At 70.1% G+C, this 23,538-nt stretch carries 23 protein-coding genes; 10 read left to right on the top strand and 13 right to left on the bottom strand.

The features are described from left to right. The first annotated feature begins 55 nt into the window (after positions 1-55). Complete coding sequence (locus LQ757_RS16185) at positions 56-1,438, top strand: NAD(P)-binding protein (protein ID WP_231048302.1); 1,383 nt, start codon at positions 56-58, stop codon at positions 1,436-1,438. 27 nt (positions 1,439-1,465) lie between these two features. On the opposite strand, the gene LQ757_RS16180 is transcribed toward LQ757_RS16185, so the two are convergent. The 6 genes from LQ757_RS16180 to LQ757_RS16155 form a co-directional block, all read right to left on the bottom strand. Further along, complete coding sequence (locus tag LQ757_RS16180; RefSeq protein WP_231048301.1) at positions 1,466-1,927, bottom strand: PhlB family protein; 462 nt, start codon at positions 1,925-1,927, stop codon at positions 1,466-1,468. Between the two features lie 83 nt (positions 1,928-2,010). Beyond that, positions 2,011-2,694 carry a DUF222 domain-containing protein gene (locus LQ757_RS16175; protein ID WP_231048701.1) on the bottom strand — a complete coding sequence of 228 codons (684 nt, stop codon included), beginning with the start codon at positions 2,692-2,694 and terminating at the stop codon, positions 2,011-2,013. A 545-nt stretch (positions 2,695-3,239) separates the two neighbouring features. Further along, positions 3,240-3,680 carry a CHRD domain-containing protein gene (locus LQ757_RS16170; protein ID WP_231048300.1) on the bottom strand — a complete coding sequence of 147 codons (441 nt, stop codon included), beginning with the start codon at positions 3,678-3,680 and terminating at the stop codon, positions 3,240-3,242. Positions 3,681-3,757: 77 nt separating this feature from the next. Further along, positions 3,758-4,123, bottom strand: a complete 366-nt coding sequence (locus LQ757_RS16165) for a DUF488 domain-containing protein (RefSeq protein WP_231048299.1) — start codon at positions 4,121-4,123, stop codon at positions 3,758-3,760. A gap of 10 nt (positions 4,124-4,133) precedes the next feature. Then, complete coding sequence (locus LQ757_RS16160) at positions 4,134-4,328, bottom strand: hypothetical protein (protein ID WP_231048298.1); 195 nt, start codon at positions 4,326-4,328, stop codon at positions 4,134-4,136. Positions 4,329-4,488: 160 nt separating this feature from the next. Then, complete coding sequence (locus LQ757_RS16155; RefSeq protein ID WP_231048700.1) at positions 4,489-5,595, bottom strand: NAD(P)-binding domain-containing protein; 1,107 nt, start codon at positions 5,593-5,595, stop codon at positions 4,489-4,491. Positions 5,596-5,760: 165 nt separating this feature from the next. Between LQ757_RS16155 and rpsO the strand changes: the two genes are divergently transcribed. Continuing rightward, positions 5,761-6,030, top strand: coding sequence for a 30S ribosomal protein S15 (gene rpsO / locus LQ757_RS16150; protein ID WP_231048297.1), 270 nt, complete (start codon positions 5,761-5,763; stop codon positions 6,028-6,030). Positions 6,031-6,140: 110 nt separating this feature from the next. On the opposite strand, the gene LQ757_RS16145 is transcribed toward rpsO, so the two are convergent. Then, positions 6,141-6,686 carry a CGNR zinc finger domain-containing protein gene (locus LQ757_RS16145; protein ID WP_231048296.1) on the bottom strand — a complete coding sequence of 182 codons (546 nt, stop codon included), beginning with the start codon at positions 6,684-6,686 and terminating at the stop codon, positions 6,141-6,143. 116 nt (positions 6,687-6,802) lie between these two features. On the opposite strand from LQ757_RS16145, the gene LQ757_RS16140 reads away from it, so the two are divergent. Genes LQ757_RS16140 through LQ757_RS16130 form a run of 3 tightly spaced genes read left to right on the top strand, consistent with a single transcriptional unit; the run spans position 6,803 to position 9,324 of the window. Beyond that, positions 6,803-7,789 carry an EamA family transporter gene (locus LQ757_RS16140; protein WP_231048295.1) on the top strand — a complete coding sequence of 329 codons (987 nt, stop codon included), beginning with the start codon at positions 6,803-6,805 and terminating at the stop codon, positions 7,787-7,789. Between the two features lie 9 nt (positions 7,790-7,798). Further along, on the top strand, positions 7,799-8,704 hold the full coding sequence (locus tag LQ757_RS16135) for an LLM class flavin-dependent oxidoreductase (protein ID WP_231048294.1): 906 nt from the start codon (positions 7,799-7,801) through the stop codon (positions 8,702-8,704). Between the two features lie 5 nt (positions 8,705-8,709). Beyond that, the gene (locus tag LQ757_RS16130; protein ID WP_231048293.1) at positions 8,710-9,324 is read left to right on the top strand and encodes a hypothetical protein; all 615 of its coding nucleotides are present in this window, start codon (positions 8,710-8,712) and stop codon (positions 9,322-9,324) included. A gap of 25 nt (positions 9,325-9,349) precedes the next feature. Here LQ757_RS16130 and LQ757_RS16125 read toward each other — a convergent pair whose 3' ends face one another. Beyond that, complete coding sequence (locus LQ757_RS16125) at positions 9,350-9,742, bottom strand: thioredoxin family protein (RefSeq protein WP_231048292.1); 393 nt, start codon at positions 9,740-9,742, stop codon at positions 9,350-9,352. 156 nt (positions 9,743-9,898) lie between these two features. Between LQ757_RS16125 and LQ757_RS16120 the strand changes: the two genes are divergently transcribed. After that, positions 9,899-10,801, top strand: coding sequence for an alpha/beta fold hydrolase (locus LQ757_RS16120; protein ID WP_231048699.1), 903 nt, complete (start codon positions 9,899-9,901; stop codon positions 10,799-10,801). 38 nt (positions 10,802-10,839) lie between these two features. On the opposite strand, the gene LQ757_RS16115 is transcribed toward LQ757_RS16120, so the two are convergent. After that, positions 10,840-11,646, bottom strand: coding sequence for a glycosyltransferase family 2 protein (locus LQ757_RS16115; RefSeq protein WP_231048291.1), 807 nt, complete (start codon positions 11,644-11,646; stop codon positions 10,840-10,842). 151 nt (positions 11,647-11,797) lie between these two features. On the opposite strand from LQ757_RS16115, the gene LQ757_RS16110 reads away from it, so the two are divergent. The 3 genes from LQ757_RS16110 (at position 11,798) to LQ757_RS16100 (ending at position 15,409) form a co-directional block, all read left to right on the top strand. Further along, a complete protein-coding gene (locus LQ757_RS16110; protein WP_231048290.1) occupies positions 11,798-13,381 on the top strand; it encodes a M28 family metallopeptidase in 1,584 nt (527 codons plus the stop codon). A 160-nt stretch (positions 13,382-13,541) separates the two neighbouring features. Then, entirely contained in the window at positions 13,542-14,783 is a 1,242-nt protein-coding gene (locus LQ757_RS16105) for an LLM class flavin-dependent oxidoreductase (protein ID WP_231048289.1), read from the top strand. After that, on the top strand, positions 14,780-15,409 hold the full coding sequence (locus LQ757_RS16100) for an FMN reductase (protein WP_231048288.1): 630 nt from the start codon (positions 14,780-14,782) through the stop codon (positions 15,407-15,409). Before LQ757_RS16105 ends, LQ757_RS16100 begins: the two co-directional genes overlap by 4 nt. A gap of 118 nt (positions 15,410-15,527) precedes the next feature. Here the strand turns inward: LQ757_RS16100 and LQ757_RS16095 are convergent, their stop codons facing one another. The 3 genes from LQ757_RS16095 to LQ757_RS16085 all read right to left on the bottom strand — a co-directional run bounded on the left by LQ757_RS16095 (position 15,528) and on the right by LQ757_RS16085 (position 20,956). After that, positions 15,528-19,847: a patatin-like phospholipase family protein gene (locus tag LQ757_RS16095; RefSeq protein WP_231048287.1), complete on the bottom strand. Its 4,320-nt coding sequence runs from the start codon at positions 19,845-19,847 to the stop codon at positions 15,528-15,530. Between the two features lie 249 nt (positions 19,848-20,096). Next, complete coding sequence (locus tag LQ757_RS16090) at positions 20,097-20,423, bottom strand: YciI family protein (RefSeq protein ID WP_231048286.1); 327 nt, start codon at positions 20,421-20,423, stop codon at positions 20,097-20,099. A 329-nt stretch (positions 20,424-20,752) separates the two neighbouring features. Beyond that, positions 20,753-20,956, bottom strand: coding sequence for a dodecin family protein (locus LQ757_RS16085; RefSeq protein WP_231048285.1), 204 nt, complete (start codon positions 20,954-20,956; stop codon positions 20,753-20,755). Positions 20,957-21,170: 214 nt separating this feature from the next. Between LQ757_RS16085 and LQ757_RS19255 the strand changes: the two genes are divergently transcribed. Further along, entirely contained in the window at positions 21,171-23,243 is a 2,073-nt protein-coding gene (locus LQ757_RS19255; RefSeq protein ID WP_308195649.1) for a glycosyltransferase, read from the top strand. Positions 23,244-23,248: 5 nt separating this feature from the next. On the opposite strand, the gene LQ757_RS16070 is transcribed toward LQ757_RS19255, so the two are convergent. Continuing rightward, a complete protein-coding gene (locus tag LQ757_RS16070) occupies positions 23,249-23,440 on the bottom strand; it encodes a DUF5302 domain-containing protein (RefSeq protein WP_231048284.1) in 192 nt (63 codons plus the stop codon). Positions 23,441-23,538: the final 98 nt, after the last annotated feature.

Genomic DNA, 23,538 nt, shown 5'->3' with positions numbered 1-23,538 from the left:
GTCGTCGTCGCAGGCGCCTGTTCCACACGTGCCGGCCAGCAGCTAACCTGACGCTGTGGTCAGGCGCGTCGAGGTCGACTACCTCGTGGTGGGGGCTGGGGCCGCGGGCATGGTCTTCACCGACCAGCTGCTCGCGCACACCGACGCGACCGTCGCCATCGTCGACCGCCGGCATGCGCCGGGAGGCCACTGGATCGACGCCTACCCGTTCGTGCGGATGCACCAGCCGGCGTTGTCGTACGGCGTGGCGTCCCTGCCGTTCGGAGTGGAGCGGCGGGACACCGTCGGCGTGAACGCCGGGCTCTACGAGCTCGCGAGTGCCGCCGAGGTCTGCGCACACTTCGACGAGGCGATGACCACCGTCTTCCTGCCGACCGATCGGGTGCGGTATTTCCCGATGTGCGAGCACGTCGGCGGGGGCCGTTTCACGTCGCTGGTCGACGGCGAGGAGTGGGAGGCGGTCGCCCGGCGCCGCATCGTCGATGCGACGTATGTCGAGGGGGCCATTCCGGCGACGACGCCGCCGTCGTTCGCGGTCGATGACGGCGTACGCTGCGTCCCCGCCGGCGAACTCGCCCGGCTGGCGGCGCCGGCCGATCGGTTCACCGTGATCGGCGCGGGCAAGACCGCGCTCGACACGTGTGTGTGGCTGCTCGAGCAGGGTGTGGATGCCGCGGCGATCACGTGGATCAAACCGCGAGAGGGGTGGTGGCCCAATCGTCGGTTCTTCCAGCCCTACGACCTGCTGCCCGACCAGTACGTGGCCAACGCCGATCAGACGGAGGTGTTCGACCAAGCTTCCTCCACCGGCGACGTATTCGCCCGCCTCGACGAGCTCGAGATCCTGCTGCGCGTGGATCGCAACGCTCCGGCCGAGATGTTCCACGGAGCGATCGTCTCCGACGCAGAGGTGGCGCTGCTGCGCCGCATCGAGAACGTCGTGCGCCTCGGGCGCGTGCGCGCGATCGGACGCGAGCGCATCCAGCTCGACGAAGGCTCGATCTCCACGACGCCAGGAACGCTCCATGTGCATTGCACGGCACGGGGCCTCGCGCGGCGTCCGCTGCGACCGATCTTCGAGCCCGGTCGCATCACCGTGCAGCCGATGTTCTGGGGAACGGTGTCGATGCAGTACGCGTTGCTCGGCGTCGTCGAAGCACTGCTCCCCGACGACGCCGCGCGAAACGCGCTGTGCCCGCCGATCAACCTCTGGGATCGCAATCGCGACTTCCTCGTCGCCTACCTGGCGCTGATGGTGGCCTCGCGCGCTCGAGTGGCATATCCCGACGTGGCGCAGTGGGCTCGCACGACCCGCCTGTACCCGTTCGCCGACCTGCCTCGCCACGCCGACGATCCGCGCGTGACCGAGGCGCGAGCGCGCGCCCGATCCCACGCGGCCGGCGCGTTCGAGAACCTCACGCGGCTCGTCGCCTCGTAGCGCTCGACGTGCTCGACGTGCTCACGACTACGATCGCAGCCGCAGCACAGAGCACACCGCCACGATCGCCAGAACGACCGCGGCAGCCACGATCGCCGCACCGAGCGCCCACTCCAGCGCACCCGGCCGCGCGGGCGGGGTCGCGAACACCGCACCCGAGTCGCTGCGGTAGACGGTCACGGGTGCGCCGACGACGAGATCGTCGCTGCGCACGTCGGCGCGAACTCCGTCGGGCAGTTCCACGATCGCGACTCGGAAGGGCACCTGGCTGCTGCCGCGCCGGTCGGCGACCAGCGCCTCCTCGGTGCGGTCGTCGACGACGATCGCCTCGACCGGTGTGTAGGACGCGAGCGCGCGGGCGGTGGTGTCGCCTACCACGACGACCGCACACACGGCGAGCGCGATGGCGAAGAGCGCGAGCACGGCGGCGGTGAGCGCGGGCGGCGGGTATCCGGCGCGGTCGACAGTGCGTCGGTTGGCGGTCGTCATCCGGTGCGACCTTTCGGGTTACTCACCTCCATCGTCGCACGCACGACGCCGTTGGACGCCGGTGTGAGGGCCGCGGCCGCAGTTCAGTAGTTCAGAACGGCACTGGTGAATGCTGATCCAGCAATGCTTGCCATTCGTCGTCGATCGAGTCGTTCGGATCCAGCGGCACCGGTGGTGGTTCGGCCACTCGAGCAGCCGCGCACGCGCACGAACCCGTCGAGGTCGGCCGGTGCGCGGTAGTGCTCGCGCCCGTAGCTGAGGGCGACGCCCGTCTCGGGGTGCACGAGGATGCGCCGCATCGACGGCGCATGCGCCGCGAGCCGACGAGCGGTGTCGGCGTCGATCGGCCCGTAGCCCTCGAATTCGGCGGGCTCGTCGTCGAGGCCGAGCAGGGTCAGCACCGGCACGGTCACGTTGATGCGCGGCTGCACCGCGCCGGTGGCGGCGGCAGCGTGGCGCGTGCGGTCGTCGTCGACGAGGACGCCGCCGAGCAGCAGGTCGGCCGCGAGATCGGCGGCGCGTTGCGCGGCAGTGCGGGAATCGTCGGATGCCTCGCGCGCGGCCAGCACGTCGAGCCGGTGATCGATGGCGCGGGCCCGCTCAGCCTCGATGAACTGGCTCAGCCGCGCCATGCCGTCGGGTGGGGGATCGACGCAGACCCGCCGATCGGCCGAGGCCGAGCGCGCCGGTCGGCGAGGGGTTCGGGGTGCATGCGGTCGCGCACGCGCCGCATGCGTCGGCGCACCTCGGCGTTCGTCGGCACGCAGCCGCGAGCCACCGCATCAGCTGCGGCATCGATCGCGACTTGCTCGACCGCGTCGGCGACCTCGGCCGGCGCGTCGCGCGTGAGCTCGAGCACCGACCGCGCCTGCGTGAGCGCGAGATCGCCTGCCTCGAGGGCGCCGAGCGTTGCGCTGCGCGGCCCGGTCAGGCGGTGCGCCTCGGCGACCAGCCGTGACACTGATGCCTCGTGCTGGCCGAGCGTCGTCGCGAGTTCGGCGACGAACGAGCGAGTCGCCATGTCGCGCTGACTCGCCGTGCTCGAATCGGTGATGCCCTCGACCTCGGCCGCGAGATCGCGCGCTCGCTGGATGCGACGGTACTGGTCGGCCTGGAGTCGGCGCATCATGCTCTCGAACACGGCGATCGCCTCGAGCTCGAACGCGAGCGCAGCATGCGGCGGGAGCTCGAGGACGGCTGGCATAGGCCCATCCAACCAGCACCCACCGACACTCGCAGCGCGCATTCGCAGCGCACGAAACCGCCGGTCACACGGCATTACCGCACGGTGTGACCCGATACTCCCGCGGCGCTACTTCAGCTGCCCGCGGATCTCACCCGGCTGGTTGTTCGCGTTGTGCACGTTGACGTAGTACGCCTTCGGATCCGCCTCGATGGCAGCGAGCACCATCGGGTTGGCCGTCGTGCACGTGTCGACTTCGAAGCTCGTCGCGTTGACCACGGTGAGCGGCACCACCACGGGTCCCGCGACATTGCGCGGCGCCACGTGGATGTGCGCGGCCGTCGCCGGCGACGACAAGCCGTCGACCTCGAGCGTGTAGCAGAGCTCGTTGCCGTCGATCTCGTAACTGAACGAGCCGTGCGCGCCGAAGTTGTTCGGCGCGGGTGCCTCCTGTCCGCCGTTCAGCGGGATTGCGCCGGCGGCGTTCGCGGCGCCGGTGCCCGCGAAGGTGAACGCGGCGGCCGCGGCGATGGCGATGGCGGCGGTGCGGGTGCGGTGGGTCGTGTTCATGAGTTGTGCTCACTTCCTCGATTCACCCCGCACGCTATCGCGACCCTGCGCAGACCTCAAGAGTGTCTCAGCCGGGATCAGGACTCGACGGATGCCCCGTGCTCGCGCAGCCACTCGAGCAGCACGGTCGCGTGGTTGACCTGTTCGTCGCGCGCACCGAAGAGCAGGGTCACCCGTTCGTGCTCGGTGCCGAGGTCGAGCAGCGAGCGCGCGGCCTCGCCCGCATCGAGTTCGTCGCGGTAGCGCGACGCGAACTCGTCGAACCGCTCGCGATGGTGGTGCCATTCGGTGCGCAGTTCGGGGGAGGGGGCGACGTCTTTCGCCCACAGGTCGAGCTCGGCGCGTTGTTTGCTGACGCCGCGCGGCCAGAGCCGGTCGACGAGCACGCGGAAGCCGTCAGTCGCCTCGGCCGCGTCGTACACCCGCTTCAGCGTGAACCCCATGCCGCCGGCCTCAGCTCCTGCGCCCGCGACGGAGGCCGACCACGACGAGCACGATCCCCGCGAGCGCGATGATCGGCCCGAGGATCGCCCACAGCGCGGACCCCGTCATCGCGCTGCCGCCGATGACCCCGAGGCCCTGGAACATGAAGATCACGCCCATCAGGGTGACGATGGCGCCGATCGTGATGAGGACGGGCTTGCTCATGCGGGCAGCATTGCGCACCCGCAGCCTCACCGCAAGGCACCTTCGATTCCGTTCCGGCGAAGTGCACCGTGACCACTGCACAGCACCTCATGCGTGCGATCGTGCTCGACCGCTATGGCAGGCCCGAGCGGGTCTTCGTACCCTGACGGCGATGCCGACGCTACGCGGCCTCGCCCAGGGCGGCCGCCCGCTCGGCGACGATCCGGTGCACGGCCGCCCGGCCCGCGCGGTTGGCGCCGACGGTCGACTGCGACGGCCCGTATCCGATGAGGAACAGCCGCGGTTCGTCGAGCGAGCGCGAGTCGGCGACACGGAACCCGCCGGCGGGCGTCCGCAGCTTCAACGGGGCGAGGTGGTCGACCGCCGGCCGGAACCCGGTCGCCCAGAGGATGACGTCGGCCGCGAGGAGTGTTCCGTCGGGCATGCGCACGCCGTCCTCCTCGATCGACGTGAACATCGGATGTCGCACCAGCACGCCGCGCGCGTGCGCCGCGCGGGCCCAGGGTGTCCAGTGCATGCCGGTCACCGAGATCACGCTGCCCGGAGGGAGGCCCCGACGCACGCGCGCCTCGACACCGGCGATCGCCGCGCTGCGCGCCGCGAGGTCGAAGTCCGCCTCATCGATCCACTGCGGTTCGCGTCGCGTCATCCAGAACGTCTCGGCGACGTGCGAGATCTCGTCGAGCAGTTGCACGGCGGAGACGCCGGCGCCGACGATGACGACCCGCTTTCCAGCGAATTCGTCGACCGTCGCGTAGTCGGCGACGTGCAGCTGACGACCGCGGAAGCGATCGATGCCGGGGTAGTAGGGGCGGAACGGGCGGGTCCAGGTGCCGGTCGCGTTGATCACGTAACGGGCTGCCCATGTTCCGCGGTCGGTCTCGATGAGCAGGCGCCCGTCCGACGCGTCGTCGGCGCGCCGCACCGCGCGCACGTCGACCGGGCGTTGCACGTCGAGCGAGAAGCGCTCCTCATGCTCGGCGAAGTAGGGCGGCAGGATGTCGCGGCTCGCCGCTCCGGGATCGGCAGGCGGCACGGGGAGGCCCGGCAGGTCGTGGATGCCGTTCACGGTCGCCATGCGCAGCGACGCCCAACGGTGCTGCCAGGCGCCGCCCGCCGCAGCATTGGCGTCGAGCACGACGAAGGTGTCGTGGCCGTTCGCCTCACGCGTGACCGGCACGAAGCCGCGCCGCTGCAGGTGGTACCCGGCAGACAACCCCGCCTGCCCTGCGCCGATCACGGCGACATCGACGAGGATCGCATTCATATGCATGAAAACGATTCGACGCGAACGGGTATTCCGACGGGGCCGTCAGCCACGCGACATCCGCTCTGGTAGAGTATTGAGGTTGCCGTCACGACGGCCGCGCATAAAGAGAGCCCAGGCAGAAGGCCTCGGGCAGCGCGCAACGAGAGAAAGGGGATCCCATCTATGGCACTCGAAGCAGACGTCAAGAAGGCGATCATCGAAGAGTACGCGACGCACCCCGGTGACACTGGATCCCCCGAGGTCCAGATCGCGCTGCTCACCAAGCGCATCAAGGACCTCACCGAGCACCTGAAGGAGCACAAGCACGACCACCACTCGCGTCGTGGCCTGCTGCTCCTCGTCGGTCAGCGTCGTCGTCTGCTCGGCTACCTCGCCGACGTCGACATCACGCGCTACCGCTCGCTCATCGAGCGTCTCGGGCTGCGCCGCTAAGCGTCGCCTGTGCCGCATTCGAGCGGCGACGCGGCTCTCGAAGACACCGCGAACTTCTTGCGAAGGCCCCCACCGCGTGCACTGCACGCGGGCGGGGGCCTTCGTCATTCTCAGGCGGTGCGCGCCCGATAGGCCCGCACGGCCATGCGGTTGCCGCAGCGCGTGCTGCAGAACCGGCGTGAGGCGTTCTTCGACATGTCGACGTAGAGGCTCTCGCAGTCGTCGGCATCGCACACGCGCAAGCGCTCCATCTCGTCGGCGCGGATGACGTCGACGAACGCCATCGCCGCCTCGACGAGCAGGCGTCGGGCGAGTGGCGCGTCCTGTGCTGTCGCGTGGATGTGCCAGTCGAGGTCGTCGTGGCGAACGAGGCGGGGGAGCGCCCTCGCGTCCTCGAGCAGCTCGTTCACGACATCGACGGCGTCGTCACGGTCGAGCAGCCAGAGGGCGCGCAGCCGGGTGCGCGCGCTGCGCACCTCGGCGAGCTCGCGGTCGTCGCCGTCGCGTCTGCCCGAGAACCTCCATGCGTCGAGCAGGGCGGTCAGCTGGGCGGGCGTCGACAGTTCGTCATCGCCCGAATCGGATGCCTCGGGCACCGTGTCGGCGAGTGCCGCGGCGAACCCGAGCGAGGCTTCGGTGTCATTGGTGAAAATCATTTGACTCCTGACAGGCGTGCGGAGTAATGTAACCAGCATAACGCGATTCGGTCATGACATGGGCTGAGCATCGCGGCACACCCTCACAGAACACCCGCCTCATCAAGGAGCGCCCGATGCGTGGATCGCGTGGCATCGTCGGAATCGTGCTCGGGCTCGCGTCGGGCCTGGCGTTCGGTGCTGGCGGCGCGGTCGTCAAGCCGTTGCTCGAGGCCGGCTGGTCACCGGGGGCGGCGGTGTTCCTGCGAGTCTCGGTCGCCGCGCTGGTCCTGCTCGTACCGGGTCTCATGGCGCTGCGGTTCGACCTGCGCCCGCTCTGGCGCGCGAAGTGGACGGTGCTCGTCTACTCGGTCATCGCCGTCGCGGGCGTGCAGCTCGCGTTCTACGCCTCGATCGCGCGCATCCCGGTCAGCACCGCGCTGCTCATCGAGTACCTCGCGCCGGTGGCCCTCGTCGCGTTCGCCTGGGCGCGCACCCGCCGGGCACCCCAGCTGGTCGTGCTCGCCGGCTCCGTCGTCGCGATCGCCGGCCTCGTGCTCGTCATCGGTCCCGCAGGGGGCGCCATCGATCCGCTCGGCATCGTGCTCGCGGGCGTCGCCATGCTCGGCGTCGCGGTCTATTACGTGCTCGGCGCGCGCGACGACCAGGGAGTACCGCCCATCGCGCTGGCGGCCTCGGGCGTCTTCATCGGGGCCATCGTGCTCGGCCTCACCGGGCTCACCGGGCTCGTGCCCTTCGAGTTCGTGCTCACCGATATGCCGTACCTCGGCGGCACGGCCCCGTGGTGGGTGCTCGTGCTCACGGTCGGCGCCGTCTCGACGGCGTTCGCGTACGTCGCGGGCATCCAGGCGATCCGCTTGCTCGGCACCCGGCTCGCCTCGTTCCTCGGCCTCTCGGAGGTCGTCTTCGCGGGAGTCGTCGCGTGGGTGCTGCTCGGCGAGGCGATCGGTCCGATGCAGCTGCTCGGCGGTGTGCTCATCCTCGGCGGCATCGTGCTCGTGCGCTTCGAGCGTCCCGCCGCAGAACCCGTGCCCCTCGAGATCGACCTCGTTCCCGTGACCGCGGGCCACGGGACATCCGCTCGCCCTTCCGACGCATCGTAGACTCGCGCCATGCGATTCGGCGTCGTCATCCTGCCCCAGTACGACTGGCCCGAAGCGGCCGCTCGGTGGCGACGTGCCGAAGAGCTCGGCTTCGACCATGCCTGGACGTACGATCACCTCTCGTGGCGCGGACTCGCGGGTGAGCGCTGGCACGCGACCGTGCCGACGCTCACGGCCGCGGCCACGGTGACGAGTCGCATCGGGCTCGGCACGTTCGTCGCGTCGCCGAACTATCGGCACCCGGTGCCGTTCGCGAAGGACATCGCGACCGTCGACCAGATCTCGGGCGGGCGCGTGCTCCTCGGCCTCGGGTCAGGTGGCACGGGATTCGACGCGTACGTGCTCGGCCAGCCCCAGCTGACGCCGCGCGAGCGTTTCGCTCGCTTCGCCGAGTTCGCCGAGGGGCTCGACGTGCTGTTGCGATTCGAAGGGGCTGCCGTGGGGGAGGCATCCGGTCTCTCGTTCGAAGGCGAGTGGTACACGGCGACCGGCGCGCGCATGGTCGGCGAGCCCGCGCAGCGCCCGCGCATGCCGCTGCACCTCGCCGCGAACGGGCCGAAGGCGCTCGAGCTCGCGGTGCGCATCGGCGACGGTTGGGTGACGACGGGCGGCGAACACGACGACGATGCGGCGTGGTGGCGCAGCGCCGCCGACCTCATCCACCGGCTCGACGATGCCTGCATGGCGGCCGGCCGCGAGCCGTCGACGATCGCCCGCACACTCTCGCTCGACGCCGAGGCGCGCTACAGCCTCGCCGATGTCGGGGCGTTCGAAGATGCGGTCGGTCGTGCCGCAGAGCTCGGCTACACCGACGTCGTCTCGCACTGGCCCCGCGAGCACGGGCTCTACGCCGGCGACGAGTCCGTGCTCGACGAGGTGGCCGCACGACTGCCCGCGCTGCGCGCGATAGCCTGATCCTCGTGCCCGCGCCCCGATCGAAGTCGTTGTTCGCCTGGGAGCCGTCCCCGTTCATCGTCGTCGGGGTGCTGCTGCTGGTGACGTCGATCGTGCGCCCCGACGCACCCCCGTGGGTGTTGTGGCCGTTCGTCGCGGTGCTCGTGGCCGCCGTCGTGTGGCTCGTCGTCTCGCTCATGCGCGGCCGCGGGACGAATCCCGACCAGTGGGGCGACCTGGCGACGCTCGAGGGCCTCGAACTCGTCGATGCGCTGCGCGTCGAGCGCGGTGTGCGCGCCGTGGCACCCGTGGCCGACGTGCATCGACATCAACCCGCGATCGAGCTCGCACTGCTGCACGGCGGCACCGAGCAGCCCGCCGTGCTCGTGCCCCGCGCCCGTCGCTGGCTGTCGCGAAGGTACCGTGTCGGCGTACAGCTCGTCGGCGACTCGCACCCCCGGCACGCGGGCTTCCTCGAGGAGGCGGCTGAAGGGCCGTGGCGCGACGCACTCGACGCGATGCGCCAGCGGGATCGATACGTGAGGGTTCCCGCGCTCATCGTGGGAACGGCGCGCCCGTACAAGGTCGAGCTCGACCTCAGCGGACTCGAGCACGCGCTGGGGGAGAAGCCCCGGCGCTGAGGGCAGCGTGTGCCGCCTGAGGGGGTCAGGCGGTGGGCTCGGCAGCTTCGGCGGCCTCGGCCTCGCGGCGCGCGAGATCGGCGCGCACCTGGTTCATGTCGAGCGCGCGCACCTGCGAGATGAGGTCGTCGAGCACCGGGCGCGGGAGCGCACCGGCCTGGGCGAACACGCCGATGCCGTCCTTGAACGCCATGATCGTGGGGATCGATGTGATGTTCATCGCCGCCGCGAGCTGCTGCTGCGCCTCGGTGTCGACCTTCGCGAACGTCAGGTCGGGGTTCGCCTCGGACGCGGCCTCGTAATTCGGCGCGAACTGCAGGCAGGGTCCGCACCAGCTCGCCCAGAAATCGACGAAGACGGTGCCCCCTTCGAGGATGGTCTTCTCGAAATCTTCAAGGGTGAGCGCGACGGTTGCCATGCGTCCAGCCTAAGCGCAGCCGCTGGGCGCCCGCCCGGTGTTCGCTGGGAGCGACCCCGGCGGCGGTATGGTGAGGTCGTGGCGGCATTCGACGGGGTGCTCGGCGCATTCCGGCGTCGACCCGAGACCTCCGATTCGGCCGGCTCGGTCGAATCGATCGATCAGGCCGCGCTCGACGACGCCCGCGCGCTCGACGAGGCCATTCCCGATCTCGATTGGCGGCGACTGCCGCCGGGCACCGAGCGCAGCTGGTTCGATGCGCCGAGCGGGCGCCTCGCGCGCATCGCGTTGGGTCCGGTCGACGGGCAACGCATCGTCCTGATCCCGGGCGCGACCGGCTCGAAGGAGGACTTCGTGCTCATGCTCCCGCTGTTCGCCTCAGCGGGATACCGAGTCGAATCGTACGACCTCGCCGGCCAGTACGAGTCGGCCGACGCCGGTCCGTGGAACCTCGACCCGCCGCGCACCCAGTACGACGAACGGCTCTTCCTCGACGACCTGCTCGCCGTGCTCGACGACGGCGCCGGCCGCGCCCATGTGCTGGGCTACAGCTTCGCGGGCACGCTGGCCGAGCTCGCCCTGCTCGAACGACCCGACCGCTTCGCGACCCTGACCCTGTTGAGCGCCCCGCCCGAGCCCGGGCAGGCCTTCCGCGGCATCAAGCGCATCGGCCCGCTGAGTTCGGTCACGACCCCCCGGGTCGGCGCCGGACTCATGCTCTGGGGCATCCGGAACAACCTGAACAAGGTGCCGCCCGGACGCATCGCGTTCGTGCGCGAGCGCTTCGCGCTCACCCGGCGTGAAAGCGTCGACGACATCATCGGTCTCATGATGCGCACCCCCGACGTGCGCGCCGACCTCGAGGCCTCACCCGTGCCGAAGCTCGTCGCGGTCGGCGAACACGACCTGTGGCCGAGCGACCTGCACGAGCGTTTCGCGCGCGAGATCGGCGCTCGCTACGCCAGGTATCGCACGGGGCACAGCCCGTGCGAGACCGCACCGCACCAGCTCGTGCGCGACATGATGGCGCTCTTCGACGAGGCCGAGGGTCGGCAGTAGCGCGAGCGGCCGAGTCGTGCCGCGCAAGCAGCGCCCGGTCAGGCGGGCAGCGGATCCTCGCCGTCGACCTCGACGGCGGCGTCGAGTTCGTCTGCCCCGACCCAGCGCTCACTCGCACGCTTCGCATGCCGGTGCGCCGCGCGGCGCTCGAGCGGAGGCCACGCCCGGAACTCGATCGCGAGCGTGTGGAACGCGATGCGCACGCGACGCCAGAGCCCCTCGAGGCTGTCGAAGGGGCGTGCAGAGACACCGACGAGCAGTCGCTCGTCACGGACGACGGTCATGCCGGGCTGGATCCACCACGACAGGTCGAGGTCGTCGTGTACGTCGCCGCGATCGCGACGCACGACGTCGCGGAGCTCGAGCCACGCGTCGCGTCGCATCGCGTAGTTCGACCCGAACACCGGCGGGTGCCCGAGCAGGGCACCGATCACGGTGAAGTAGCCGCCGATGTAGACGGTGCGGGCGATCCAGCGAATGAGGCCGTTGGCCCCGTAGAAGGCGCCCGAACCCGTGACGATCGTCGGTCGGTCGGGTCGCGACATCCGATGCTCGACCTCGGCGAGCCACCCCGGACTCGGCACCGAATCGGCGTCGAGGCGGGCGAGCAGGTCGCCGGATGCCGCGTCGAAGCCGGCTGCGGTCGCGGGCCAGATGCCACGCAGGGGCTCGGTGACGAGTCGCACGCCGGCGGCGCGCGCCACGTCGGCAGTGGCATCGGTCGACCCGTTGTCGACGATGATGATCTCGTCGGCCGGGCGGGTCTGCGCAGCGAGCGCCTCGAGGCAGGCCGCGACATAACCCGCATCGTTGTAGCTCGGCACGACGACCGAAATGGTGACCATCAGCGCGAGTCTAGCCATCGCCACCCGGCATCGCGCACGATTGCTGCGCATGCCGTGGAGTTTCACGCAAGGGCTTCTCTTGCGCGATCGATGCACCTATGCTCTCCCTCAATGTGGCGCCCGAAGGTGGGCGCCGAGTGAAAGGAAGACGATGAAGTCATCTGCCACACTTACCAAGCGCGCCAAGGCGGTGGGAGTCGCTACCGCGACGATCGCGGCCCTGGCGCTGGTGCCGACCGGGACGGCGATCGCCGCACCGTCGGCGCAGGGTTGCGAGAACCGCAACAACACCACGATCGCGAGTCTTCTCGAGTGCGTCGACGCCGACGGTGCGATGGAGCACCTCGAGGCGTTCCAGGAGATCGCCGACGAGAACGGCGGCAGTCGCGCCGCGGGCCTTCCCGGCTACGAGGCCAGTGTCGACTACGTCGTCGACACGCTCGAGGCAGCGGGTTGGAACGTCTCGATCGACGAGTTCGACTTCACCTTCGTCGGTGCGTCGACTCTGCAGCAGCTGACCCCGGTGAACGCGTCGTACCCGACCGGGCCGTTCACCGGCAGCGGGCCGGGCGACGTGACGGCGAGCGTCACACCCATCGACGTGCAGCTCACCACGCCGAACGCGAACACCAGCGGCTGCGATGCGGCGGACTTCGCCGGATTCCCCGCCGGCAACATCGCACTCATCCAGCGTGGATCCTGCACGTTCGCGCAGAAGGCGTTGAACGCTGAGGCGGCAGGCGCTGCCGGCGTGATCATCTTCAACGCGGGTGACGACACCACCGCCGCCCGCAACGATCTCATCGTCGGCACGCTCGGCGGTTCGAACGTCGTCGGCATTCCGGTGGTCGGTGCGAGCTTCCAGCAGGGCGTCGCGCTCGCGGCTGCCGGCTCGACGGCTCGCGTCTTCGTTCCGGCGCCCGAACAGCGCCCGCAGAAGAACGTCATCGCGGAGCTGCCCGGCAAGAACACCGACAACGTCGTGATGGCGGGCGCGCACCTCGACTCGGTGCAGGCAGGCCCGGGCATCAACGACAACGGCAGCGGATCCGCTTCCCTGCTCGAGCTCGCCCAGAACCTGTCGAAGCTCAAGCCGGAGAACACCGTGCGTCTCGCATGGTGGGGCGCCGAGGAAGCCGGCCTGCTCGGATCGCAGGCATACGTCGACGGCCTGTCGCAGGCTGAGAAGGACCGCATCGCGCTGTACCTGAACTTCGACATGGTCGCCTCGCCGAACTACATGTTCATGATCTACGACGGTGATGAGTCGGGCTTCCCGGCCCCGGTCACGGTCCCCGACGGTTCGGTCGAGATCGAGAAGCTCTTCGAGAGCTACTTCACGAGCGTGGGCGAGCCCTACGACGACGCCGAGTTCAGCGGTCGCAGCGACTACGAGGCCTTCATCCTCGAGGGCATTCCGGCCGGTGGCCTGTTCACGGGCGCCGAGGTCATCAAGAGCGCCGAGCAGCAGGCGATCTGGGGTGGTGTCGCGGGTGAATCCTTCGACCAGTGCTACCACCAGGCGTGCGATGACATCGACAACGTCGACGAGCACGCGCTCGACGTGAACATCGACGCGATCGCGCTCACGGTGCTCGCCTACTCCTACTCCACGGAGTCGGTGAACGGCGTGGTCGGCAAGAACGTGCCGGGCGGCCTGAAGCTGCCGGCGCCGGCCGGCCCCGAGGGCACCGTCGGCAGCGGCGGCGGCCACTCGCACGGCGACGAGGACTGAGTCCGAGTCGACGCGCGGTAACGCGGGCGGGGGTGCCGGGAACGGCACCCCCGCCTTCGTGTGAGCCCACCGCACTCGTGGGAATAGTCTGGGCGGGTCATCCGTTCTCCAAATTTGCATGCAAACGCATGGAGCGAGTTCACGGGCCCAGGAGGGCGAAATGCAGTTCGGAATCTTCACCGTCACCGACATCACCCAAGACCCGACGACCGGTCGCACCCCTAGCGAGCACGAGCGCATCAAGGGCACCCTGGCCGTCGCGAAGCACGCCGAGGAGGTGGGGCTCGACGTCTTCGCCCTCGGTGAGCACCACAACCCGCCGTTCTGGTCGTCGTCGCCCACGACGACGCTCGCGTACATCGCCGCGCAGACCTCGACCCTCCAGCTCTCCACGGCGACCACGCTCATCACCACGAACGACCCCGTGAAGCTCGCCGAGGACTACGCGATGCTGCAGCACGTGTCCGACGGCCGTGTCGACCTCATGCTCGGCCGCGGCAACACCGGCCCGGTCTACCCCTGGTTCGGCCAGGACATCCGACAGGGCCTGCCCCTCGCCCTCGAGAACTACGAGCTGCTGCACCGCCTGTGGCGTGAAGACGTCGTGGACTGGTCGGGCAAGTTCCGCACCCCCCTGCAGGGGTTCACGGCCACCCCGCGTCCCCTCGATGACGTGCCGCCGTTCGTCTGGCACGGCTCGATCCGCACGCCCGAGGTCGCCGACCAGGCCGCCTTCTACGGCGACGGGTTCTTCGCGAACCACATCTTCTGGCCCGCGTCGCACACCCAGCGCATGATCGCTCTCTACCGGCAGCGCTTCGAGCACCACGGCCACGGCACCGCCGCGCAGGCGATCGTCGGACTGGGCGGCCAGGTCTTCATGCGCAAGAACTCGCAGGACGCCGTCAACGAGTTCCGCCCGTACTTCGACAACGCCCCGGTGTACGGCCACGGCCCGAGCCTCGAGGACTTCACGCAGCAGACGCCCCTCACCGTCGGCAGCCCGCAGGAGGTCATCGACAAGACCCTCGGATTCCGCGACTACGTCGGCGACTACCAGCGCCAGCTCTGGCTCATCGACCACGCCGGCCTGCCGCTGAAGACGGTGCTCGAGCAGCTCGACCTGCTGGGTGAAGAGGTCGTTCCGGTGCTTCGCAAGGAGTTCGCGAAGGACCGTCCGGTCGAGGTCCCGGATGCCCCGACCCACGCGTCGCTCGTCACTGCGAAGTACGGCGACCAGGCGCCGCGCCAGGCCACGCCGAACGCGAACCGAGGCGACAACCTGACCCTCGGGTCGCCCTACCAGGACACGGCAGCGGTCGAGGCCTCACAGCGCTCGTCGAACCGTCAGGCGGGCTCCGCCTTCGGCGCCGCGGCCACCCGCAAGGAGTTCGTGCGATGACCGCCAAGCGCATCGTCATCATCTCGGCCGGCCTCAGCACGCCGAGTTCCACTCGCCAGCTCGCCGACCGGCTGACGGCCGACGCGGCGTCGATCCTGCGCGAGCGCGGCGTCGATGTCGAGGCCCAGGTCTTCGAACTGCGCGACCTCGCGCACGACATCACCAACCACCTCCTCATGGGCTTCGCACCCCCGAAGCTGCAGGAGGTGCTCGATGCGGTGTCGACGGCAGACGGACTCATCGCGGTGACGCCGATCTTCTCGACGAGCTACGCCGGCCTGTTCAAGTCGTTCATCGACGTCGTCGACCCCCAGGCGCTGACCGACCTGCCGGTGCTCATCGGGGCGACGGGCGGCACCCCACGCCACTCGCTCGCGATCGACTACGCGATCCGGCCGCTCTTCACGTACCTGCATGCGATCCCGGTCACGACCGGCGTGTTCGCCGCGACGAGCGACTGGGGCGATGGCGGCGACGGCGTGCGCTCGCTGCCCGACCGCATCTTCCGCGGAGCGAAGGAGTTCGCCGAACTCGTCGAGCGCACCGACCGTTCCGACCTCGTCTCGGATCCGTTCGCGCTCGACCGCCCGATCGGTCACCTCGTCGGCGGTCTCACGGGGGAGTAGGCGCAGACGGTGGATGTCGCGGCGATCCGATCGCCGCGACATCAGTCGTCTTCGCCGGAATGTCTCCACGGACGACCTGCTCCGTGACGACGCGACACGGGTGAGTGATCGGTCGGCGTCAATCCCTGCCCCGCCCGTGCTCGCCACTGCCCTGGAGCACGTCATCGAACGTGGCGTGGTGGGAAGGGGGTACCTGCTCCGGGGCTGCACCGTGCTGATTCGACGTGTCGGCTCCGCGGCGCTGCTTCGGGGCCGCCGTACGGCGCTCGAAGCGCTGCTGCCGGGCAGCCGTGTTCCCCTCGCGGCGCTGCTGCCGGGCAGCCGTGTTCCGCTCGCGGCGCTGCTGACGGGCAGCCGTGTTGCGCTTGCGGCGGTCATGCCGGGCTCCGCCTCGGCGTGCGCGGCGATTCTTGCGGGCACTCGCACGCACGGTGCGCCGGTGAGAGCGCGTCGGAACGGGTCGGCGGGTATCGGGCCAGTCCTGATCGAGGACCGAGTCATTCGGCCCGTCGTGCTCACCCGTCTGGCGGCCGCGCCACCACGGCGCCCACCAGAGGGCCGTGCCGCCCGCCCATCCGACGAGGAGCAGGTCGGCGACCTGAGCGGTCACCGGCGCCGACGTCATGAATGCGAATGCGACGATCGCCGACGCCAGCCCCGTGGCTGCGCCAGTCCAGGCGATCGGCGCAGCGCTCCGCAGGGGGTCGCGAGTGAGTCCTCCGACCAACGTGGCGGCGATCGCAGCGCCGATCAGGGTGGCGCCGAGCACGTGGCCGACAAAGGCCGACCAGCCCAGCGTGCTCGTCAAACTGAGCTGCTCGTGGTCGAGCGAGGCGATCGGCATGGTCAGGAGCAACGTGATCAAGATCGCGCCGACCGCGCCGGCACCAGCGAGCGCGATCGGCCGCCCGGATCGCGCCGCGAGCGAGATCGGAACGGTCTGGAGGGCGTGTGCGGCAGCCTCGCCGACGGTGAGGAACGCGATGAGGGCGACCCAGTAGAGCACCTCATCCATGCCGTACGACACCACGATCGCGACGAGTGCCGCCAGGATGAGTGCGGTGGCGGCGATCAGTGCCACCCGGCCCTTCCGTGCTCGCCACTCGGCCCATGCGATCACGTCTCGAGCCCACGGCCGAGTGGTGGTGTGCGCAAGGACTTGGTAGTCGTGACGACGCTTGGACCGCGCCGCAGCCGCGATGCGCACGACGATGAATGCCACGGCGGCGGCCGTCACGACATAGGCGATGACGGTCGTGTCATCGGTCTTCTGCAACTCCGGCAACAGCGAACTCCTAGGCCACACGGTCAACGCGGTGGCCGCCAGGAGGCCGGCGAGCAGGATCAGGCGCGGCATCGAGATGAACGCCGGCAGCAGCACGGCGATCGGGCGAAGCAGCCAGTGCAGGAACCGCTTCGGGGACGTCATTCGCTCACCGTGGGTGAGGGCACTCGAGGCTGCGCGCAGCGTGCGTGAGAAGATCGCGACGCGATACGAGTCCGACAGTGCATCGAATCCCTGGGTGCCGCGCACGAATCGCTCGCGCGTCGCCTGCGGCGGTGCGGCGCCGCGTCGGGCCGGAAGGCTGAGCAGGGTGAGCCGTCGTTCGGTCGTGTCGCCGGCCTCGAGCTCGGCCGCGGCGGCCGTGGGGGCCTCGGCCAGTTGCGCGAGGAGTTCGTCATGGACTCGCTCGAGCATGCGGGCTGCTCCCGATCCGGCGTCGGGCACCGCACGGCGGTTGCGGGCATCGGACGATGACGTTGCTTCGGGTGCAGCAGGGAGGGAGGAGAAGAACTCGACGATTCCCGAACCGGCGTCGAGTCGGCCCCACCACCAATCATTGAGGCGCCAGTCGCGGCTCAGGAATCCGGCAATGTTCGCCGCTCTCAGGCCGGCGAGCTTCGCGGTGGAGCGCAGGTTCTGCTCGTCGAGCAGGTTGCCGACGGTGACGGCGTCGAGTTCCCGTGCCCGACGGGCGAGCGCTGAACGATAGCCTCGCAGCAACTGATCCTCCATGAGGCGCCGGTACTCCAGCGGGTGCGCCGGCTGCACGTCGGAACCGATGCGGTGGAAGCGCACCGACGAGATCGGTTGGGGGATGCCGCTGCCGCCGAACAGCAGCGGCAGCTGGCGTGCCGTGAGCGGATGTCCAGCGGTGCTTGTGAGTCGCGACCACGGAGTGCGCAACCAGCGCTTCGCCGCGTCGGTGTCGCGGATGGCGTCCGACGCCCGCAGCAGCCAGTCGACGATGTCGTCGAGCTCGCCCCACGCGCGGTCGTGGTTGTCGCCACCGCGTGCGTCGGCGGCCATCCAGAACGCGACGACCGCGTCGGCGTCGCCGGGCCTCAGGGTCCCGCCGGCGGCCGGTGCGTTCATGCGCTCCTTCGCGATCTCGAGCGTCGCGAGTATCGCGGCATCGCGAGAGAGGGTCGCATCACGGATGACCCGGCTGAGCTTGCGCCGAACGCGCGCGCGGGGCGAGCGCTTCGGCAGCGGGCGGGTCGTCGGGTCGTCGCGGTGCACCGGATTCCGTCGGTCGTCATCGCCGATCGGCGCGGGCGCGAGCCACGCGTCGAAGTTCGCATCGAACTCTTTCAGCACGTGCTCCTGGAAGGCGGTCTGCTCGATCGCCCGGATCCAGCTGAGTACCGCCATGCTCGCGTCGACCATCGCCTGGCGCCCACTCGCCGTCGCTCGGCGATCGGTGCGGGGTCCGCTCCGGCCCGATGAGCCCTTCGATGCCGGATCATGCAATCGATCTGCTGCATCACGGAACGCGGTTTCGACGTGCACGATGCTGAGCCGGTCAAGCGCGACCAGCTCGGGTCGCTGCTCGAGATCGGTGCCGAGCATCCACTCACCGGGGTGCAGGAGCGGCGGGGCGAGCAGTTCGAAGTCGCTCGCGGCTCGGTAGCCGGCGTACGCGAGAGCCGCGTTCGCCTCCGCATCGGAGTCGAGCGAGTCGCCGTTGATGCGGTCGGCGAGGAGCTCGTTCCGCGCCTTCGCGACGCTGGTCGTCGCGCGCACCAGGTCGACCTCCTCGATCTCTTCGTCCCGGGACTCCCTGGCGCTTCGCTTGCGAAGGGCGGCGACGATCGTGCTCATCACACGCGAGCCGACGTCGTCGCGCACCGTGGCCGAGTCGGGACGGAATGCGGGCTCGGCGCCGGCGTTCGGTGTACGCAGCAGCGTCGGACGGCTGGATGCGTAGGCCGTCGGACGCCGGAAGAGCGCCGCGGTTTCCTTCGGCGACGGGTCGAGGTAGAGGATGGCCCGGTTGCTGTGCTCGTCGGCGGGCATGTTCCGGACCGCATTCAGGGCGCGATCGATCGGGATGTTGTCGAGGAGGCCGCCGTCGGCGACCCGGAACGGGTGCGTTGCGGCATCCTCTCGATGCGCGTTGAACACCATGCGCATGTCGGGGGCGTCGAGCGCCTCGGAGGCGTCTCGAGGCTGAGCCCACCCGTGCGCACTCGCGAGGGCCTCGCGGCCCGAGTAGATCAACGCCGGCTCGAATATGAACGGGAAGGACGACGTCGAGCGCGCCGCGTACGCGATGCGTGCGATGTCGGCGAGATCGTGGGCATCGAGGGGATCCGTGAAACGGGGCGGCACGCCGCGGTCGGGGAGCGGATCGCGTCCGCCGACGAACCGGAACTGTGCCCGCCCTTCGGCCGTGGTGCGGTCGCTCGAATCGACCGCGTCGAGCAGCGTGGCCGAGAGATCGACGACGACCTGGTCGCACCGCAGCGGGCTCACCGGGTCACGGCCCTCGATGATCCTGAGGATCTCGTGCGAGAGCTGTGGCCAGAAGTATCCGTCGCCGCGCATCACCGCATCGAACCGGCTCGGCTCTCCCGTCTGCAGCAGCCCCCAGGCGGAGCCCGCCCGCAGCCAGGTGTCGAGCATCGTGTCGAAGCCGACTCCCGCGCGCTGCGCGACGGCGTACAGCACCCCGTTGAGGCCGCCCGCGCTCGCGCCGGCGAGCACGTCGAATTCAACGCGATCGTACCCGCGCGATCTGAGCAGTTGGGCATACACCGCTGCCCGGCGTGCGAGGTTTGGGTCCGCGCCGCCTTTGAGGCGCTCCTCGTCGTCGGTCTTGTGGAGCAGGATGGCACGGCAACGGCCGTCGTCGTCGAAAAGGCGGATGCGTCGGAGGATGTCGAGTTCGGCGACCGCTCCGCCGATCCATACCGCGAGGCTCAGGCCGCCCTTCATCGCGAGCGCGATGCGGAGTGTGCGCCGATGCCACGGTTGCAACTTCGCGACGCGGGTGGGCAGGAGCCCGGATTTCGTCGCGCTGCCGTCGGGGCGGAGGTCGTGGAACTGCGCGCGGGGTGGCGTACGACCCCCGCCGATCGGTGCTGATTCCTCAGCTGATCGACCTTCGAGATCAAGTTCGACGAATCCGACATCCGAGCGCTGCCCGCTCATATCTGCTCCCCGCACGTTGAACATGAGAGATCATCAGCAAGAATCTACGCCAAACCGTCGCTGCAGCGTCAGTGGTGGCCCCGAATCTGCTCAGGGGGACCGACCCGCGATGAGCCGATCGACGAGCAGCCCGAGCCCGAGGGCGACCGGGATCGAGACGGCGATGCCGTCGACCCACGATCCTTCCACGCGACCGTTCTAGCCCGTCCACGTGAACGGATGGGGTCGCGCGAGTGTCGCGCGCTGCGGTCACATGCCGGGAATCGCCGCCATCTCGTGGATCGCAATCGTGCCGATCTTGAGGTGCGGGTGTCCGGTCATGATCGCGGCGGCGGCGTCGGCGTCGGCGGCCTCCACGATCGAGTACCCGGCGACCGTCGTCGACGAGGTCGAGGCGCCGCCGCTCGTCACCATTCGGACTTCGCCCAAGGGCGTCCCGAGGTCGACCACGGCATCGCCCGCTGCGCCGGCCCAGTCCATCCAGGCCTGCATCTCCGCCTGACCGTCGGCCTCGGATTGCTGCATCTGCTGCTCCGCGCTCACATCGGCGTGGTAGAGCACGAGGTACTTCGCCATCTGCGCATTCCCTTCGTCGCGCGAACGCGGACTCGGAACGCCGGTCGCATCGAGCACGTCCGCGTGCGCCTCACGGTACGCGCGCTCGAGTGAGATGGGAAGATGCGGGTGCGTCGACCCGAGGGGGTGCCGCGAGCGCAACTGAGAAAAACTCACCAACGGCGGCGGATCGCGGGCAACGAGAGTAGCCTCGAGACAGCGGCCGAACCGGCATCGATCGCACTCTCGAGCGGCGGCCGCGCGTCTTCACCGGCCCTCGAGCGAACCCGAGCACACGACGACGGTGGGGAGGTCTGGGAGGCCCTCCCCACCGCCTCCGATGAGCGAGGTCAGTCGAGCACGAAGCTGACCTCGAGCACCACGGACCAGGCCGTGATCTTCCCCTCGGTCGCCTCGACCTTCTGCTCCTTGACCCACGCGCCGCTCACGTGGCGCAGTGTCTGTGCGGCACGCTCGATGCCGATCGCGACGGCGTCCTCGAAGCTCTTCTCCGACCGGACGGTGATGGTGGTGACCCGGGCGACGGATGACATGGTGTTCCTCCTCGAACTGGCGGATCTGCTGGCGGACGTGCGTCCACGCCCCATCATGCGCCCTTCTGGACGCGAGCGCGAGGGTTGACGGGTGGAAGCCGCAGGCTGTCCCTTCGGGGCGACTCGGCGAACGGCTTCCGACGACTCGGTGAACCCTCGGCGCATCGGGGCCGTTTCTGCGGGATCGGCGGATCGCGCACCCCACCCTTGAAGCGTGAAGGTCGTCCTCCTCGCAGAATCGTTCCTCCCGCACATGAACGGCGTGACGCACTCACTGCTGCAGGTGGTGCGCCACCTCGAACGGCGCGGCCACGACGCGCTCGTGGTCGCACCGCGATCCGGCCCGATCGACCAGACCCTCTACGGCGCCGAGCCCGTGCTCCTCCCGTCGGTGCCGTTGCCGAGCTATCCCGATGTGCGGGTGACGTTGGCGAGCACGCACCGGCTCGCCACGATCCTGCGCGCACACGACGCCGACGTCGTGCATCTCGCATCGCCCTTCGTGCTCGGCTGGCGCGGCGTGCTGGCCGCCGACGCGGTCGGCATCCCGTCTGTCGCGGTCTACCAGACCGACATCCCCTCCTATGCCGAGCGCTACGGCATCCCCGGTGCCGCACCAGCGCTGACCCGTCACCTCGGAAAGCTGCACCGCCGCGCCGACCTCACCCTCGCGCCATCGACCTCGGCGCTGGAGCGCCTCGAATCGCTCGGCGTCGACCGTCTGGCCCTGTGGCGTCGCGGCGTCGACACCGAACGGTTCGCGCCGACGCGGCGCAGCGAGCAGTGGCGCCGCGAGGTCGCGCCGAACGGCGAGATCGTGGTCGGCTACGTCGGTCGGCTCGCCCCCGAGAAGCAGGTCGAGGACCTGCGGGCGATCGCGGACCTCCCCGGTGTTCGCCTCGTCATCGTCGGCGACGGACCCGACCGACCGGCGCTCGAACGACTCCTGCCCCGTGCGCACTTCGCCGGATTCCTCGGCGGCGACGACCTCGCGCGTGCGATGGCGAGCTTCGACGTGTTCGTGCACCCCGGTGAGAGCGAGACGTTCTGCCAGACCATCCAGGAGGCGATGGCGAGCGGGGTTCCCGTGGTCGCCACGGGTGCGGGCGGCCCCCTCGACCTCGTGCGCTCGAGCCGCGACGGCTGGCTCTACCGCCCGGGCGACCTCGCTGAGCTGCGGAGTCGCGTGCTCGATCTCACGGGAGACGACGCGAAGCGACGTGCCTTCTCGGAGCGTGCCCGCGAGGCGGTCGCAGGCCGCGGATGGGACCGCCTCGGCGACGAGCTCATCGAGCACTACGAAGCGGTCGCCGGGCTGCGTCGCGAGACCCGCGTAGAGCGGGTCGGCCGGGTGCGCCGCGGCCGCGACGCCGTCTCACGACCGACGACGAACGAACGAGCGCCGGATGTCCCGACATCCGCCCCCATCGCAGCGCCGCGCTGGCGGCGCTACGTCGCCGTCGGCGACTCGCTCACCGAGGGGCTGTGCGACACGTCGCGCGTCCCCGCGGGGGAGTACCGTGGCTGGGCCGACCGGCTGGCCATGCTGCTCGCGCTCACGAGTCCCGCGGCCGAGCAGGTCGGCTACGCCAACCTCGCCGTGCGCAGTCGCAGGGTGGACGACGCCGTCACGGTGCAGGTGCCCCGGGCGGTCGAGCTCGGGGCCGACCTCGTGACGGTGCTGATCGGCGCGAACGATCTCGTGGGTCGTCGTGACGATCCCGAAACGCTCGCCGACCGGCTCGACGCCGCGGTGCGGCAGCTGCGGGCGACCGGCTGCGACGTGCTGCTCGTGACGCCGTTCGTGCCGCGTCGGCCGGCCACCCGGCTCTTCGCCGCGCGTTTCGCCCGCTTCAACACGCGGCTGCGCGTGCTCGCCGCCGAGACCGGCTCGATGTTGCTCGACGTCGGTGCGATGCCGGAGCTCGTCGCACACGACCGATGGGCCGAGGATCGCGTGCACCTGAACTCAGCCGGTCACCGTGGTCTCGCGTATGCGGCGGCGCGGGTGCTCGGCGTGCCCGACGCGCAGGAGCTCGGGGCGCTCGAGCGTGCGGTGCACTCCGTGGAACAGGTCGACGACGTCACCGAGGATCGCGCGGTCGGCGACCTCGTGTGGCTGCGTCGCCACGCGGCGCCGTGGATCGTGCGCCGCCTGCAGGGTCGGACCGCCGGTGACGGCCGCGTCGCGAAGCGCCCCGAACTGCTTCCGATCGCCGTGGCGGCACCGTCGCCGCATCCGACGCCGGTCGGGCGTGCACGGCGGCTCGGTCCGACGCGCCGCTGAGCGACTCAGCCGCTCTTGCGGCGGAACTCGCGCTTGTGGTCGACCGGTCCGTGCGTGCCCTGGGCGCCGGAGCTCCCGTCGAGATGCGACTCGCCCTCACGCTGCTTCGAGGCCTTGTTCTTGCGCTCGAGTGCCTCGCGGAACTTCCGCTTCGTCTCGTCGGACGGGCCGGTCGTCTGGTCTTCGTCGGACGTCATGGGGTCGAGTCTTGCACGGATGCCGCTGCCGCGTCGTGCGGCGCGGTGCGCAGGGGTGCGTCGCTGATGGGACATCCGCTGTTCACGGCCGGAAAACA

Source organism: Agromyces cavernae (assembly GCF_021044935.1).
GTDB lineage: Bacteria > Actinomycetota > Actinomycetes > Actinomycetales > Microbacteriaceae > Agromyces > Agromyces cavernae.
Note: the sequence above shows the minus strand (reverse complement) of the source record. Positions and strands in the feature narration are given on the sequence as shown.

Bases quoted from the DNA above. Each gene is read 5' to 3' on its own strand.
- LQ757_RS16085 (WP_231048285.1), bottom strand. From the start codon at position 20,956: ATGTCATCCGTCGCCCGGGTCACCACCATCACCGTCCGGTCGGAGAAG.
- LQ757_RS16155 (WP_231048700.1), bottom strand. From the start codon at position 5,595: ATGAATGCGATCCTCGTCGATGTCGCCGTGATCGGCGCAGGGCAGGCG.
- LQ757_RS16070 (WP_231048284.1), bottom strand. From the start codon at position 23,440: ATGACGTCCGACGAAGACCAGACGACCGGCCCGTCCGACGAGACGAAG.
- LQ757_RS16100 (WP_231048288.1), top strand. From the start codon at position 14,780: ATGACCGCCAAGCGCATCGTCATCATCTCGGCCGGCCTCAGCACGCCG.
- LQ757_RS16160 (WP_231048298.1), bottom strand. From the start codon at position 4,328: ATGAGCAAGCCCGTCCTCATCACGATCGGCGCCATCGTCACCCTGATG.
- LQ757_RS16110 (WP_231048290.1), top strand. From the start codon at position 11,798: ATGAAGTCATCTGCCACACTTACCAAGCGCGCCAAGGCGGTGGGAGTC.
- LQ757_RS16095 (WP_231048287.1), bottom strand. From the start codon at position 19,847: ATGAGCGGGCAGCGCTCGGATGTCGGATTCGTCGAACTTGATCTCGAA.
- LQ757_RS16105 (WP_231048289.1), top strand. From the start codon at position 13,542: ATGCAGTTCGGAATCTTCACCGTCACCGACATCACCCAAGACCCGACG.
- LQ757_RS16125 (WP_231048292.1), bottom strand. From the start codon at position 9,742: ATGGCAACCGTCGCGCTCACCCTTGAAGATTTCGAGAAGACCATCCTC.
- LQ757_RS16140 (WP_231048295.1), top strand. From the start codon at position 6,803: ATGCGTGGATCGCGTGGCATCGTCGGAATCGTGCTCGGGCTCGCGTCG.
- LQ757_RS16145 (WP_231048296.1), bottom strand. From the start codon at position 6,686: ATGATTTTCACCAATGACACCGAAGCCTCGCTCGGGTTCGCCGCGGCA.
- rpsO (WP_231048297.1), top strand. From the start codon at position 5,761: ATGGCACTCGAAGCAGACGTCAAGAAGGCGATCATCGAAGAGTACGCG.
- LQ757_RS16090 (WP_231048286.1), bottom strand. From the start codon at position 20,423: ATGGCGAAGTACCTCGTGCTCTACCACGCCGATGTGAGCGCGGAGCAG.
- LQ757_RS16165 (WP_231048299.1), bottom strand. From the start codon at position 4,123: ATGGGGTTCACGCTGAAGCGGGTGTACGACGCGGCCGAGGCGACTGAC.
- LQ757_RS16115 (WP_231048291.1), bottom strand. From the start codon at position 11,646: ATGGTCACCATTTCGGTCGTCGTGCCGAGCTACAACGATGCGGGTTAT.
- LQ757_RS16170 (WP_231048300.1), bottom strand. From the start codon at position 3,680: ATGAACACGACCCACCGCACCCGCACCGCCGCCATCGCCATCGCCGCG.
- LQ757_RS16180 (WP_231048301.1), bottom strand. From the start codon at position 1,927: ATGACGACCGCCAACCGACGCACTGTCGACCGCGCCGGATACCCGCCG.
- LQ757_RS16135 (WP_231048294.1), top strand. From the start codon at position 7,799: ATGCGATTCGGCGTCGTCATCCTGCCCCAGTACGACTGGCCCGAAGCG.